At 61.7% G+C, this 15249-nt stretch carries 12 protein-coding genes and 1 pseudogene; 2 read left to right on the forward strand and 11 right to left on the reverse strand.

The window, feature by feature from the left end; genetic code table 11:
• Positions 1–51 precede the first annotated feature (51 nt).
• Positions 52–372 (forward strand): hypothetical protein, encoded by a 321-nt coding sequence (locus tag E4K65_RS09970; RefSeq protein WP_235885550.1) that lies wholly within the window; start codon positions 52–54, stop codon positions 370–372.
• A gap of 326 nt (positions 373–698) precedes the next feature.
• Here E4K65_RS09970 and E4K65_RS09975 read toward each other — a convergent pair whose 3' ends face one another.
• Positions 699–2396 carry a glycosyltransferase family 39 protein gene (locus E4K65_RS09975; RefSeq protein ID WP_135173998.1) on the reverse strand — a complete coding sequence of 566 codons (1698 nt, stop codon included), beginning with the start codon at positions 2394–2396 and terminating at the stop codon, positions 699–701.
• Between the two features lie 675 nt (positions 2397–3071).
• Between E4K65_RS09975 and E4K65_RS09980 the strand changes: the two genes are divergently transcribed.
• Positions 3072–4640, forward strand: a complete 1569-nt coding sequence (locus tag E4K65_RS09980) for a hypothetical protein (protein WP_135173999.1) — start codon at positions 3072–3074, stop codon at positions 4638–4640.
• A gap of 349 nt (positions 4641–4989) precedes the next feature.
• Here E4K65_RS09980 and E4K65_RS48575 read toward each other — a convergent pair.
• From E4K65_RS48575 to E4K65_RS10025, 10 genes and pseudogenes are all read right to left on the reverse strand, one after another.
• Positions 4990–5455: pseudogene (locus E4K65_RS48575) on the reverse strand (class I SAM-dependent methyltransferase); the annotation flags it as partial.
• Between the two features lie 383 nt (positions 5456–5838).
• Complete coding sequence (locus tag E4K65_RS09990) at positions 5839–6138, reverse strand: hypothetical protein (RefSeq protein ID WP_167770692.1); 300 nt, start codon at positions 6136–6138, stop codon at positions 5839–5841.
• Between the two features lie 236 nt (positions 6139–6374).
• Positions 6375–6551, reverse strand: coding sequence for a hypothetical protein (locus E4K65_RS47105; protein ID WP_167770693.1), 177 nt, complete (start codon positions 6549–6551; stop codon positions 6375–6377).
• A gap of 102 nt (positions 6552–6653) precedes the next feature.
• Complete coding sequence (locus tag E4K65_RS09995) at positions 6654–6851, reverse strand: hypothetical protein (RefSeq protein ID WP_135174001.1); 198 nt, start codon at positions 6849–6851, stop codon at positions 6654–6656.
• Between the two features lie 164 nt (positions 6852–7015).
• Complete coding sequence (locus E4K65_RS10000; RefSeq protein WP_135174002.1) at positions 7016–7210, reverse strand: hypothetical protein; 195 nt, start codon at positions 7208–7210, stop codon at positions 7016–7018.
• Between the two features lie 416 nt (positions 7211–7626).
• The gene (locus tag E4K65_RS10005) at positions 7627–7872 is read right to left on the reverse strand and encodes a hypothetical protein (protein WP_135174003.1); all 246 of its coding nucleotides are present in this window, start codon (positions 7870–7872) and stop codon (positions 7627–7629) included.
• A gap of 22 nt (positions 7873–7894) precedes the next feature.
• Complete coding sequence (locus E4K65_RS10010) at positions 7895–9373, reverse strand: radical SAM family RiPP maturation amino acid epimerase (protein WP_135174004.1); 1479 nt, start codon at positions 9371–9373, stop codon at positions 7895–7897.
• A gap of 193 nt (positions 9374–9566) precedes the next feature.
• Positions 9567–10130 (reverse strand): cyclic nucleotide-binding domain-containing protein, encoded by a 564-nt coding sequence (locus tag E4K65_RS10015; RefSeq protein ID WP_135174005.1) that lies wholly within the window; start codon positions 10128–10130, stop codon positions 9567–9569.
• An 11-nt stretch (positions 10131–10141) separates the two neighbouring features.
• On the reverse strand, positions 10142–13036 hold the full coding sequence (locus E4K65_RS10020; protein ID WP_135174006.1) for an NHLP bacteriocin export ABC transporter permease/ATPase subunit: 2895 nt from the start codon (positions 13034–13036) through the stop codon (positions 10142–10144).
• A complete protein-coding gene (locus E4K65_RS10025) occupies positions 13033–15249 on the reverse strand; it encodes an NHLP family bacteriocin export ABC transporter peptidase/permease/ATPase subunit (protein ID WP_135174007.1) in 2217 nt (738 codons plus the stop codon). The genes E4K65_RS10020 and E4K65_RS10025 overlap by 4 nt, the downstream gene beginning before the upstream one ends.

Consider the following 15249-nt stretch of genomic DNA (forward strand, 5'->3'; position numbering starts at 1 on the left):
TTTGACCTCTCAGTGCACACATAGTGCACACGAAAGTCGGAGTGCACACGCGTGGCGACCTTCACACAAATGGCATCCGGAAACTGGCGCGTCCAGGTCCGCCGCAAGACCCGCTATGTGGCCGAGACATTCCGACGGCGCAAGGACGGCGAAGAATGGGCGCTCGAGATGGAGCGCAATATCGACCGAAACGGATCGTCCAAGCCACGCGCGGCGCGGAACGTTCGCACGTTTGGCGATCTGATCGACCTGCACGATGAAGACATGCATGAAGTTGGAAAGCCCCCACGCCGGTCAAAAGCTGCTGTGATGGCGTCGCTCAAGACTGCGCTCGGGAGCGTGAAGCTTTCTCTCTCCGTAAGGCAACTGTAAGCAAGCGACCCCGCCTTCCCCTGCAAATTGCTTCAGCGGTGAGTTTCGGATGGGCACGTGGCTGGTGAGGGCGATTTCCTTTCACAACATCACCCTGCAGAACTGGATGGTGATCGCCTTTCTGATTGTTCTGGTCGCGATCGTCTTCGTTTGGAGGACACGACACTAGAGAGCGGCTCCTGCAGGAGCTGACCTTGTTATATTTAGAGCAATTCTATGAGGGAACGCGCTGGTTCAACACATGCCGGACTGTCCTGCCCGTCTGCACGACCCGGTTTCGCCAGATCGTGCTTCCGACCACAAGACCCGGTGCAAGTACCACAACTTCAGCTTCCCGTTATGTCCTTCGCTGAAGAATTGCCCGCGCCCGATCCATTGCGCTCTCTCCTCGCCGAGCAACAATCGATTGCGGGAGCATGAACAGTCTGGCCTGGATGGACCAGTAACACGACAAACGAGAACGCCTTTCCGCGATTTCCGAGAAAGGTCTTGGACACGTTGCTCAGCGTAAGGCGCGTCGTCTTCAGCGACTGAAACCGGCCTGTCTCACCGAGGCACGTTTTGTCGTCAGAAACACAGATGATTGCCAACCCGTCTTGGCTCAGTCGAGCGTCGTCGATCCATGGCGCCCGTGTGGTCGAGAAGTCGATAAAGTGGCTCGGATGGTCAGCGCTGTAGAAGGTCGTCGCCAATGCGTAGCTCTCGGTGCCTGCCACGATCCGGAGCGGAGCCGCCATTTGCGCATGCCATAGCTCTGTCAGCTGACGCGCGACGATGGCACGCGGCTCGGCAAAGTGTCGATGATTGTGCTTGAACTTCAAGTCAGCGGCCGGAAGAGCAACCAGCAGGGCACCGCCCATCACCAGACCAATGCAAAGGCCCACAGCGCACATCGACCGAAGCCCGCATTTTGCCCGACTAAAAATGATCCAGACCAGCGGCATTAGGGAGAACAACGGCAGAGCAAATTTGGTGGAGAGGCGAACATTGCCCATCAGCGACACAAGTACCGTAACCAAGACCGGCGCAACAGCCAGCGCTACAAGGAGCCGAATTTTTGGCCGACCGATCAGTGCCCGAGGACTCGCCGATGCCAAGCCCCATGCTGGCTCGCCCAATTTGGGCCGAAGCGCGACTAGCACGACGACAAGAAAGCCGTGCTGCAAAATGATGCCTGCCACAACTGTTGCGGCCTTTCCGGCCACGAACAGGAACGAATAGTCTGTTTTCGTCGACAGATAATCGATTGGCCCACTCGATACTTCCAACAGCCAAGCCAAATGCGGAGCGAGGCATGCGCCAAAGACGAGAATGGTCACGTAGGGCGCAGCACTCCGGAAGTAGGCACGTGCGAGGGGGCTTGTGATTGCAGCGACCAGACAACTGACCAACAACACGCCTCCGAAGTACTTGGAAAGCATCGCCGCGGCGGCAAGAGCCCCAAAACTCGCGGCCGGGACGAGACGGCGGGTTTCAAACGACACGATGAACGCATAGATCGTCCACGGCCATACCGACAATTCGATAGAGTTGGCGTTATAGGTGAATGCAAGGAGATGATAGAACGGGACCAGCTCAAGCAGCACGACCGCCGCAAGACGACGCGCACCTGTGACATATCGACCCGCAATTGCCCAGACGCCGACAAGGCCGACGGCGGAATTGATCACGGACAACAAGTAAAACGCCCAGTCCGTCGCTGGAAATATCGAAAACCAGCAGCGAGCTATCCATGCCCAGAACGGCGGGTGTTTGTAGTAACCCCACTGAAGCTCGCGTCCCCACGAGAAGGCTTCGGCCATGTCGTTGTGGATATCCGATGGAGCATGGAATAACAGCGCGACGATCCACCAGACGCAAACTTGCAGCGCCACCACGAATATCAACGGAAGTATTTCATTGTGGCCAGCGAACCACGGGACTTGCAGCCTTTGCGGACCCGGCCGAACTTGAGAGCATAGCCGCCCTATCAGATTGACAATGGAGCTGACTCCAGCCTGCGGAATCCGCATCAGCCTTGTCATCACACCTCCCACCAAGCGTAACGGATGCGACGGCTTCTCGGACTGCTAGATTGCCATCGTATTACGCCGCGATCAGTCGCCTGCCTTTTTCCGGAATGATCGAACGGAACGCTCGGGTTGTTTGTCGTCCCGATGCGAGACGCCCTCGGAACTTAGCTTTTGAATGGGTTCTGACTGCCCTTACAACGAGTTTCTAGGAGCACCGCGAGCCGGCGACCATTCAGCCGGCGTCGCGGCTGGATCGATGCAGAGAGAGAGAGAGAGAGAGAGAGAGGGAGAGCTGACACCTCTGATGGGAGCAGCGGCATACGTAACGTTCGCGTAATGTTGAGGGCATTCAACTTGCTCAGCGTCGCCACTCTCAGCGTCAAATAGCTTCCATGTATTTCAGAGTGGATCAATTCACAGTGGGTGGGACGATCGCGAATAACCTCACTCTCCCGAGGCCAACCTCCAAAAGCCGGCCTTGAACCCAACTTGCAGCTCTGACGGAAGCTATCACTCATCAAACAGTCGCGGCGAATTAGCACATGTTCTCTGTTCAATCCGAGCACAATCCTGCGGAAGCCGTTTGTCAGATCTTCACCCGCCATGTGCGGCGACCTTCGCCAATCCTTTCCTCGCCACCGTGCGCGGCTTGACGCACACAACGATCGCATCAAACGGGAGATGCCATTGCGCACCTACGCCAAGCTGTCCAAAGTTCTCGCTGTTAGCCTTTTCGCCGCCTCCACCTCGCCGGTCTTGGAGTCGATCGGCGTCGCGACGTCGGCCCTGGCGGCATCGCCCCGAGCCGGCGATGCCCAAACATTGCTAACCGACATGCACCGCGCTCTGGCCACCGTCGTTGTCGCCTACGAGCAGGTCCCTGCGGCCAAGAAAACGCGCGCAGACGCTTTAATGCTCGAAAGCGCGAAGGAGACGGCGACGGAGCTCGGCCGGCTGAAGACCGCGATGGCCGACCGCCAGCCGCAGCAGGTTTCGCTGGCGGTTCGCCGGATGTCCGAAGCCGTCGGGCGGCTCCAGGGAACCTATCGCATGGCAGCGGTCGGCGACCGTACCGTCGCCGAGGGCGTGCGCGCGCTCATCTCCGGTTGGGCCGCGTTTTCCGCCCATTACGCGCTGGCGAAGCCAGCGAAAACGCGGACCAGCGCCGTCACGCCAGCGCAGCTGACGGAGTTGCGGGAGCGTGTCGCGAGTTTGGAGTCGGACATGCAGCGGCTGCGTTCCAACGCGGAGCACAACAAGACCTTCGTCCGCGATGTTGACTACGTCTACGTGCAGGTCGAGCGTCTACGTCGCGAGCCGATCACCATCGACACCTACCAGAGCACGATGCTGACGCTGGCCATTATCAACGGCACGATCGCCGGCTACACCATCGTTTCCCATGTCTATTACCCGGAATATTACGAGGCGCTGCGAGTCGAAACCGAGGTGGCCGCTTTCTACCGGGGCTACTGGAGCGGTTATTACGACGGCTACTACGGTGCCCTCGCGGACGATTATTACGAACAACGCTTCGATCTGCCGACGACGACGGTCGTGAATATCGACAATAGCCTGACGCAGAAGGTCGATGTCTATGTCGAGCAGAACATCACCGTGCTCGCAGACGATGCCGGGCGCTCCGCCGAGGCAACCGAAGCCCTACCCGCGAACGCGGTGGACATTGCCAATCAGCCGCACCAGGGCATAGAAGATCCGGCGGAGGCCGCCGGGCGCATCGCGGAAACCCTGCCAGCCCCAGCCACATCCAAGGTTGAGCAATCGACGACGGACCAGCCCGCAGCACCGACCGTGCAGGCCAAGGAAAGCGATACCGGTGGTCCGGATGCCGAGCCGCGTCCCGACGCCAGGATCGAAGAGCCCAGCAAAGCACCGCAGCGCGACGATCGCGACCACAATCCGGACCAGATCGACGATGCCAGCGCTAAGCCGGCCCCGGACCTCGTCGAATCGTCGCCGCCCCGGCCGGACGCCCAGGACGAGCCGGCCGTGCCGGACCGGCCCGCTGCACCGAGCGCGCTGGCCAAAGAGACCGACACCGATGGTCCGGATGCTGATCCGCGTCCCAACGGCAGGATCGAAGAGCCTACTTCGGACAAAGCGCCTCAGGACGACGATCGTGATGGCAATGCGGACCAGACGGAAGAAGCCGCCGCTAAGCCAGGCTTAGGCCTTACGGAGCCGCCGCCGGCACAGGCCGCTGAGGACGAATCGACGCGGGCGGAACAGGAATGAATAGGGCACGCGCTCCCCACTGGCGTGCGACAGCATCGCCCCCATGAAATGGCACCCGGGCCGCGCGAGCATAGCGACGCCGGAGGCGGCACGCGGGACGAGTGTAGCGAGGAGACCGGTTCAAAAGGGCACCCGTCTGGATGGGCAGTGATAGCGGTCGCCGAGGGCGAGCCCCTCCAGCGAGTGCCCCCCGGCGAGGAGCGCGGCAGCTCTTGCGCGATTGGGATCGTGACCCGGATGGGACGAGGCGCAGACTCGGCAAGCGCAGCTTGTAGAGCTCGGTCCGCATTCGCGGACGCGCCCCCTCGGCAAGAAATGCGGCCATCCAAACGACAAGAAGATCGCCGATGCGCACGATATGGCAGCCAAGGTTGTGGCCGCAGCAACGCACATTCTTGTCGGGCGCCAGGCCATGCTCGGCGAACAAGAGCTTGCCTCCAGGCCGAAGCACCCGGCGCATCTCGGCCAGCGCCGTGGCGGCTTGTGGAATGCTGCATAACGTCCAGGTGGTCACGACAGTATCGACGCAATGGTTGTCGAGCGGAATGGCCTGCTGATCCCGTGATGAAATCCACCGGCGTGTTCGGATGTTGAGCACGGCGTGCCATGGCAATGAGGTTCGAAGCGGGCTCGAGCGCCGATACCTGTTTTACGGGCGACCGATAGAAAGGCAAGTTCCTGCCTGAACCGACGCCGATCTCGACCACGCGCCCCTCAGCGGCGCCAATTACCCGCTCGCGGTACGGTACGAGGTCCTTGTTGCGCATCGCAAGATCGCAAAGTTTCGGCAGGATTGTCTCGCCATAGAAGCCCATCAGCGGTATCCATCACATGCACAGATGTCCCTGCCTCCGCCGATCGTCAACCTTTCCAGGAGCTTTGACGCCCCTCGCGTGCTTTGACGCCATCGAGGAAAGTTTGGGGCCGTGAGACCATGCGTTTAGCCAGCGGATGGTATGAAAGCACGTAGGCGAATCCCGGCAACAACCGTGATGCCCATCGGCCATCGACATCCCCTCCGCGTCGCTTCGCAACTCCGCCCAATCAACGGCGGAGCGTCCGTTGAGTGCTCCAGAAAAGCCCGGAAACAGCCGGCATTTTCGCCCGGGCTGTTGGCTCGATGTTTATAGCGCCCCCTGGAAATCGAGACGGGCTTTTGTGATCACCGCCGATCAAGATCGCACCTTGCGAATACGCGTCAATTTACCGCGACGGTCACGCGCAAGAAGGTCGCAGGAATGGACGTTGTGTCCTTGGTAGAACTTTTATTCTGGCTGTCAAATAGACCCTCCAGCTCTTTCTGAAGATCCGCGGCTCGACCATTCTTTTCTGCGGCTTCGACGGCATTCATGGTAGGTCCATAATATCTTATGAACAAAGCGACCAGGTCCGACGGCTTGCCTGGAAAACTGAACGTGTATGTGTCCTTGACGATTTCCTTCGAGATGCCTGCACCGCCAAATCGCTCGATCACGTTGCTTTCAAGCCCCCACGTCATTGGACTGATGAAGCCCTCCGGCACCGGCGGCCGAGCGAGGCTACCTCCCGCTGATCGAAATGGTTTGAGAAGTCGGGGCCGGCCCGCCGCGGCGCAAATCGACGTAACCAATCGCCACGACCAGCGAACAGTCCAGGAAAGCGCGGCGACCCGGCAGGTTCATCGCCGGCACTGCTTGGAGCAAGGAGAGGTCGTGCGTTGAGGTCGCCGGGGGCGCCTTGCGGTCGGCCCAAACGTCACATGAACGACGCGCTCGACCCGTTCAACAGGTACGGCCAACCGCCGCCTGACACATCGTCCAGCGAGCTATCGCCGAGCGCATCCTTCTCAGACCTCGTCGAGATCTTGTCCTGAGCAGCGTGCTTGGGAGCTTCGGCCTCAGGTTTCGAAGTCGTATCCTGCTTGTGGGTCATTTCGATCTCCAGGGTAATCAATGCCAAGGTTAGTATTGCCTCGGGCCCGGGGAGTAGATGCCGCGCGCAAACTATTGTGGGGCTAGTTGCCGTCTAAAACGGTCAGCCGCCCTGCATCCCGCCGGATGAATAGCTGCTCGTTAAGTAGGGCCAACTGCCGCCCGACACATCGTCCAGCGAACTGTCGCCGAGCGCATCCTTCTCTGGCGTTGACGAGACGTTGGTGTTCTGCGCGACGTCCTTGGGACTCTGGCCGGGTTCGGCCTGCGCCTTCGTATTGGTGTCCTGCCCGTTGGTCATATGCAATCTCCACCTTCATTAATGCTGATCGGGTCAATCCGAGGCTGCAATCTTACGCTGAGCTCATTCTCTGATCATTTCACGAGGCAGGGAAAATGGTTTCGCTGCCTCGGCCTTTGTTTCGTCGGACGTCGAAGCCGTCGTTGGCTCGGGCGCTTTCTCGGTCAGCCGGTCTGGCCATTGCTACTATAGCTAGCAGCCGCAGCGTTACTGAACGACCAAGCGCCACCCGACACATCGTCCAACGAACTGTCGCCGAGTGCATCCTTGTCAGATGTCGAAGACATCTGGGACACCGCGCTCTGAGCGGTATCCTCGATAGCCTTGTCCTTTGAATTCGCATCATGCGTGTCGGTCATCTCAAATCTCCAGTCAGGGCACGGCCAGGGCATTCGACATTCGAACCCTGCGCTTGGCTGTTTTCCGGACTATGTCGAGGGCTATTGAAATTGGTTTCGTCGATCATCTGTTGTGAGGCTCGGCAATCCAAGGGACTGAGCCATGGTCTCAAACGTATCGCCGGGTTGGTCTGCGAGAAATACGGCAGATGTCGTATTTCGTCGTCGGTAGGGGTCGAAAGGGAATGTCTTCGACCTCAGGATTTTCCGCCCTTGATCGCGGCCTGTGCCACAAATTTGAGCAATCGGTCGAATCGCTCGCCCGCGATCGACACTTGATCGAGGACACCAGGATCAGCTCGTCCTCCAGGCGTGCCGCTTCATCGCCCAAATCGCTATGAGACTACTGCTCGTTGCTGCGGCAAGCCCCTCGGCCTCTATCGCACCATCAGTCTCCCGCCATTTACCAACACCGCACCGGTAATCTCCTCAAGAGTCTCGTCGGTGAGACCTCCGGACACATCGCCACCGCGGACGTCCTCGAGATCCATCTCCGTGAATTCGAATCCCTTCGTTTTCGCGAGGCCGATGATCTCCCCGGTGTCGCCACCGCGAATGATGGCTTCCGCGGATGCATCGCCGGCAACGGTCATTAGAAATTTGGTCCATTGGTCGATTTTCATGATTTTCTCCATGGCTTCCGGTTCAATTTGACAAAGCTCGATCTGGTTCTTGCAGGTCCTCGTCCAGCACGCCGAGATGGAATAGCTCTTCCAGAGTGGCCGTAACGGCCTCTTGCGTGACGCCGCACTCTCGATCGAACAGGGTCACAATGGCGCTTGCGCTGTGCTTCCCCGCAGCAATCAGTTCTCCTAACCGTGCCATTGACGGCATGTCGAATGTGTCTTCGAAACGTTGCCGCAAGCGCCGTCCGATCAGAGCAAATCCCGTGTTGATCGGTTGGTACCTCAGATGGCCTGGAAAGCGCAGAACGGGCAAGTCCCTTGCCGTCCTCGTCATGTGACGAGACATCATATCTTCCACGGTCCGCGCCACATCGCGGCCCGTCTCGAAGCGAGTCTCATCGTAAACACGGTACCCCATGGGCCAGCGATCATCGGGCGCGCACGGGCTGACCAGCCTAATGGTGCGTTCCGCCAAGTTGAACTTGAAGCCAGACTCGCAGGATGGCGTACTGATCACGGGCGGACCGGGTTGATACTTGCGATATTTGGCCACGTTGTCACGAGCCCGGCCCGCAAAATTCACGTATCGCGCGTCGGTAGCTCCCTCGTTGCGCAGCCCGAAGAGAACGGGAAGTGTCTCCTCGGGCGAGAAGGCGGCGTGGATCTTCGCAAGTGCGCCAACGCTCAGGACTGAAAAGCGCACCCGATAGGCCGGTGAGGTCGCGAGCAGACGCCTGGTGCGTTCGACATCTCGCGTTGGAATGGCCGTGCTCGTGAACGGCACGTCGCTAAAGGCAGAGACGAAATCGGCGACGAAGCGTTCGTAATGTGGGTTGTCGAAAGGCTCCGTACCGCTATAGCAGATGGTCCGCCGGGCCGCCGGGCCGCTCACTACGCGGATCACCTCAAGAATTTCGCGCCAAAGCCGGGCATGCTCAGGCGTGTATTGGAATACATCGTCGAGCTTCGGCGGCGACAACGAGCAGAACCAGCATCCGACAGAGCAACCCCGCGACAGTTCGAAGCTGGCCGGAATGTGTGGGTTGGGCGTAAGTGACACGCCGATCTCCAGGTTCGCTCGATAAATCTGGCGCTGACGCCAGCGGGCAAAGCGCGGATCGGCCGGCTTGCCCGCAGCAATTGCATCCAGGAGATGTTTCGACCCTCGCCTTTGGAAGTCTCGGTACCGGACCCAAACTGGTAGACAAGCAGATTCATCGCGGCCGGGATGCTCCGGGTCCCATATCGGGCGCACGACCTCGGGATCCACTCGCAAACCGAATGTCACGCCAACACGGTCCGGGTCCTGGGCATAGGCGGCCCTGAACTTGTGGTCCCCATGCCAGCGTTCCTCGAAACGCTTGATATCGCTGAACGGGGTGATGTCATCAGCCGCCGGAGGCTGCAGGCCGGCCAATTCAAACAGCCGCATCGTCCGCTCGGACGTCTCGTCTGGCGCCTGAAAATCGTTTCGGATCGATGCGGCCGAAGAGTTCATGAATGCTGTCCGCCATTAAAGAATTTTGGGACGGCCTTCAATCCCTGCCGAGGCAAGGTAGCCCCCGTCTCCAAATGCAACCCCCACAAGGTAGCTTCGCTGAATGAGGCTTGCAAACCTCAAATCGGTTCACGACCTCTCTAATAGTTTACTGCCGACTTTTTGGCTTCTGCGCGTAGCCGAGGCCGCAACTCTACGGTTTCGTCCCCTTCATCGCGACATGCTCGACAAGCTTGAGCAGTCGATCGAACCGCTCGCCCGCGATCGACACCTGATCGAGGACGCCAGGATCGAGCTCGTCCTTCAGGCGTGCCGCTTCATCGCCCAGTCCATGGTCCTGTTCGCCGTAGGCCATCCGGCGTTCGGTTGCGCGCAGGCGATCCGACAACAGGATCGCCAGGGCGCGATAAAACCGGCTGGCAAAGGCGTAGTCTCCCGCGAGCTTCCGCAGCAGGACCTGCTTGTCGAGAAACAGGGCGACGGAGTCGACCTTCGCCGCCACCGTGGCCGAGGGCGGCGCCGAATCCACCAGCGACATCTCGCCGATGAAGTCGCCGGCCTCGAGCTGGGCGATCTCGCCGGCGCCGGACACGCTCACGCCCATCCGTCCCTGCAACAGCAGCACGATCGCATCGATCGGCACGCCCTCCTGGATCAGGACCTCCTGGCGTCCGATTCCGCGGCGGACGCCGGCACGGGCCATCCAGTCGATATCGGCGTCATTGAGCACACCGAATATGAAGAGGACCTTGCGCATGTCGGTGACCCCTAGATCAGTTGACGTTCCGCGAAATCGGTAAAGAGTCCCCGCTGCGTCATCAGCTCGGCGTAGGTGCCGGTCTGCACGATCTTCCCGGCGTCCAGGACGACGATGCGGTCCGCCGATTGGACGGTGCTGAGCCGGTGCGCGACGACAATTCGGGTCAGGTTGAGCCGGGAGATTGAATCGCTGACCACCGCCTGGGTCCGGTTGTCGAGCGCACTCGTGGCCTCATCCATCAAGAGCAGACGCGGCTTGTGTGCCAGCGCTCGCGCGATCAAGAGGCGCTGACGCTGCCCGCCCGAGAGCGTGCTCACGCCCTCCGCGACCAGCGTTTGCATGCCCATGGGCATGGACTCGATGTCGCGGTCGAGGCCCGCCAGCCGGGCGATCTCCCAGGCGCGATCGAGCGACAGCTGGGCCGCGCCGCAGATGTTGTCGTAGATGCTGCCGGAGGCGAGCCTTGAATTCTGCAGCACGACGCCGACCTGGCGGCGCAACAGTCCAATGTCGATCGTCTCGAGCGACTTGCCGTCGACCAAGACCACACCGGACTCGGGCTTCTCGAACCCGAGCAGCAGACGGACAAGCGTGGACTTTCCGCTTCCCGACGGACCGACGATGGCGAGGTATTCGCCCTTGCCGACGCTCAGGCTCACGTCATCGAGGATCCGCGGCCCGTTTCCGCCATAACGGAACGACACCCTGGCAAACTCGATCGTACCGCTGATATCGCCGACCGACTTACGGTCGTCGCCGATTTCAGTCGCCGTGGCGATGATTGGCCTCAGCCGCTCGATCCTCGGGATTGCGACGAGCAATTCCCCGGCAGCCTGCGCCCACTCGCCGACCGCGGCGAGCGACAGCCCGAACGCGGCATAGAATGCGAGGAAGGTACCAAGCGGCAGGCTGGCGCCATGTCCATTCTGGGCCAGCGCAAAGACGAGCAGCGTCGCTGTCGCCGGGAATGCCGCCTCAAGACTTTTCTGGAGATTTCCCGCGCGCTGCGAGGCGACCCAATTCCGCTTCTGCTCGGCAAAACGTTCGACCCAGATTGCCAACGCATGCGTGGTTGCATTGGCAATCCGCAATTTGCCGACCCCGGTGACGAATTGCAGGACCAGTCCCTCCAGCCGGCCCTGCTGATGAAGGCTCTGCCGCTCATACGACAGCCGGGCCAGGCTGATCGTCACCACCATTGCAACGCGCAGCACGGCGAGCGCGACGGCCAGCATGCCGAGCCTGATATCGAGGTACAGCATCACGGAAAAACTGAAGAGGCACGACACCAGGGCAAGGAAGCCGCGAACGGCACGCCCCGTGATGATGGTGCGCACGGCCTCGATGCCCAACGCGCGGTCCGCGAGGTCGCCGACGGAGGAGCTGCGAAAGAACGACGCCGGCATCCGCAGAAGGCGGTCGACGATGGCTGCCTGCAACACCCAGTCCAGCCGGCTCTCGAGCCGGAGCATGGCGATGCCCTGCATGATCTGAAATCCGCCGGCGACCAGCGTGACGACGGCGAGCGCGGCGGCGCAGATCAGGAGCTGATCGGCTTCCGCGCGCGGCAGGACGGAATCGATCAGCAGCTTGATGACCAGGGGCGTTGCCAGCGCGAGGAGGCCAAGGCACAGCGCAGCCAGCATGATTCGCAGGACATCGGCACGAACGATCGCGGCGCCGAACTTGAGGAGATCGCGCACCCGCAGAGCCGGCGCCGGCAGTGCGCGATAGAACATCACGGCCTCTGGAGCCAGCTCCGAGGCCGTTGCCCGCGTCAGTTCGCAGGCAAGGCCAGCGCCGGGATCGACGATGGTGTGTCGACCGCCCGCCCCCGGCAGAACCGCGACGGGCCGGCGGTCTTCGCCGCGAAACGCGACGAACGGACCGACACTGTTGATCCACCAGTCCGCGCGCAGCAGCAGGCGCCTGCTGCGCACGCGCGACGCCTGAGCGATGATCATTGCGTTCGCGAGATCGTCGTCGCCGGACAGCAGGCTTGCGGGCGCCTGAAGCGCAATGCCCATGGCCGCCCCGGCTTCCCGGCAGGCGGCAATCAGAGCGTTGGCACCGTCCGCGGCGGGCAGCGACGGTCCGGACTCGGCAGCGATGATACCAGCAAGACGACCGACGATGCTGCGGGTCCGCAACTTGTTGAGACCAGAGCGCCGGAGCAGACGGTCGGCCTCCGCGAAAGCCTCCTGCTCGATCTCGCGATACAAGCTCTCCATGACGCGTACGTGGAATCGGTCGAGCGCAGCCCAGATCTCGGCGAGCGCGAAATCCGAACTCTCTCCGACCTTCAGCGTCGCATCCTCGCCGGCGACGAGCCACGTTCCCGGCGGGACCGGCAAGGGACACTCCCCGGATCCGCAGACCTCCGGCATCGCCATCACGGTGACGGTCCCGCGCTCGATCCCGATCCAGCCGACCTGCCGGCCTGGCAGCCGGAGAACGCCGCCGGATGCCAGCGTGTATCGCGACCCGATCGCGGCCTGCTGCACGATCGCGCCTTGCGCAGGGGTCGCGACGATGCCGGACACCAGCCCTGTCCATGCGTCGATCAGGTCCCGATCGCCATAATGGCCGCGATCGCCGATCATGACCTTGGTCTCGAGACCGCCGACCGCAATGACCGTCATCGAATTGCCGTTGCCGTCGCTGATACTAGGCAGGCCGAACACGACGCCGCCCTGCTCGACCCGAAACATATGATGTCGCCGGCTCGGCCCGCCGTCCGTGCTCTCCCTGACCGCGAACAGGTCCACATAGCCGCGCACGACGTCCAGGACGAGATCGATATCGTCGATCGGCAACGGCCGATGGCTCTCGAGTGCGATCGGGGCAGCCGCCGTGTGCCGAGGCGGGGTTTCGAGCGACGGCGGCTGGTAAGCGCTGCTCATTCGGCCGACACCAGCTGGACATATTCGCCACCTTCGGCGAGCAGCTCCTGATGTGTCCCGCGCTGCACGACCCGCCCGTTGCTCATCACCAGAATCTCGTCACAGTCGCGGATGGTGCTGAGCCGGTGCGCGACGATGATGCAGGTGCAGCCCCTGCGGCGGAGATTGTCGTCGATTGCCTTTTCGACGAGCGGGTCCAGCGCCGAGGTGGCCTCGTCGAGGACGACCACGGAGGGATTGCCCGCTAGCGCCCGCGCGATCTCGAGCCGCTGTCGCTGGCCGCCGCTGAAATTCCTGCCGTCTTCGGCTACGTCGCAATCGTAGTTGCCGGCGCGGACAGCGACCTCGTCCTGGATCTGCGCGTCCTTGAGCGCCCGGGACACGCTGGCTTCGGGCACTGTATCGTCCCAGAGCGTGAGGTTATCGCGAGCGGTGCCTTCAAACAGCAGGATGTCCTGGTCGATATAGGCAACCGCGTTGGTGAATATCTCCTGGGGAATCTCGGCGATCGACCAGCCGTCAATGCGGATGTCGCCGGACCACGGCCGGTAGAGACCGCTGATCAGCCGTCCGACCGTGGACTTGCCGCTGCCCGATCCCCCGACAAGGGCGACCCGGCGACCGGGTTCGACGACCAGTGAGAAATTCTCGATCAGCGGCGGCTCGAGCGCGGAATAGCCGAACGAAATGCCCTTCAACTCGATCCGGCCCGACAGCTTCGCGGCCATGCCCGGGGCCGCGCGCTCGATCGGCACCAGCGGACGGGCCGGATAGTTGAAGACGTCTTCGATCCGGAACAGGTTGGCCTTGATAGCGAGGAAGGCGGTGGTCTGCTGTACCAGCGCGTTGACCGGCTCGACCAGGCTGGCGAGCAGCGCCTGCAAGGCCACCAGTCCGCCGATGGTCAATGCGCCATCGACGATGCGCAAGCCGCCCACCCCCAGCACCATCGCGGTGGTCAGCCCGGTCAGGAAGGTTGGGCAAGCGTCGAGAAAGGTGGAGTAGGCACCGAGATCGCGCTCGGCGTTCAGGACCTTGGCCTGAAAGCCCGCCCAGCGCGCGAAGGCGTCGTCTTCCAGACCGCCCGCCTTGATCGTTTCGATCGTGCGGACGATCTCGATGGTGCTTCCATTCAGCTTGGCACGCTCGATCGTCAGCTTGCGGTTAAGGTCCTCGCGCTGGCGAGCGACCAGCCTGAGCACAAGAACATTGAGGAGCGCCATGGCGATGCTGATCGCGGCCAGGAGGCCGTCATAGAGCGCCATCGCGGCGGCGATGAAGATCACCGAGATCAGGTTCAGCGCATTGGCGGCCACCCCGTTGGAAAGCAACTGGGCGATCTGTTCGCTGGCAGCGATGCGGTTGGCGAGGTCGCCCGAGTGGCGCTGGGTGAAGAACTCCATGGGGAGGGTCAGAACGTGCCACAACAACTGGCTGACCATCGTTACGGTGAGCTTGGTCTGAATCCGTAGGAGCAGCGATTGTTGAAATGCCGTCATCAGCGCCCGCGCGACAGCGGTGATGGCCATGCCGATCAACAGGGGCGTGAACCAGCCCTCGGCATGTTTTATCAGCACATCGTCGACGAAGATTTTCGTGAAGGCCGGAACCAGGATGGTGGGCACGACAAGCGCCGTGCTGAGTGCGACCAGCAGCAGTACCGCCGACAACGAGTTCGACAGCCGTCGCAGCAGCAGCGGAAGAAAATCCGGCTCGCGCCCGCCCGGCTTGAACTCGGGTCCCGGCTCCATCGCCAGCACCACGCCGGTGAAGGAGGCGTCGAATTCGTCATGGCCGACCTTGCGGCGCCCGACCGAGGGATCGTTGACATAGGCGTAACGCGAGTCCAGTTTTTCCAGCACCACGAAGTGATTGAAATTCCAGTGGATGATGGACGGCATCGGCAGCTCGTGCAGCGTCGTCGGCTCCTTCCTGAAGCCCTTGGCCGTCAGTCCGAACTGTCGCGCGGCCTTCAGCACGTTGCTGGCCTTGCTGCCGTCGCGCGACACGCCGCACGCTTCACGCAGCTTTTCCAGCGGCACCCAGAGACCGTAATACGCCAGGACCATCGCGAGCGAGGCTGCGCCGCACTCCAGCGCCTCCATCTGGAACACCGTGGGAGTGACCCAGCGCCGTCGCATCTGCCCGATCCGGTTGCCGAAGCGATCGAGAAACCCAGGCTGCCGGTCGGCTCGATGCGATGACGCGGACAT

Origin of the sequence: Bradyrhizobium niftali, from assembly GCF_004571025.1 — a bacterium.
Classification (GTDB): Bacteria; Pseudomonadota; Alphaproteobacteria; order Rhizobiales; family Xanthobacteraceae; genus Bradyrhizobium; species Bradyrhizobium niftali.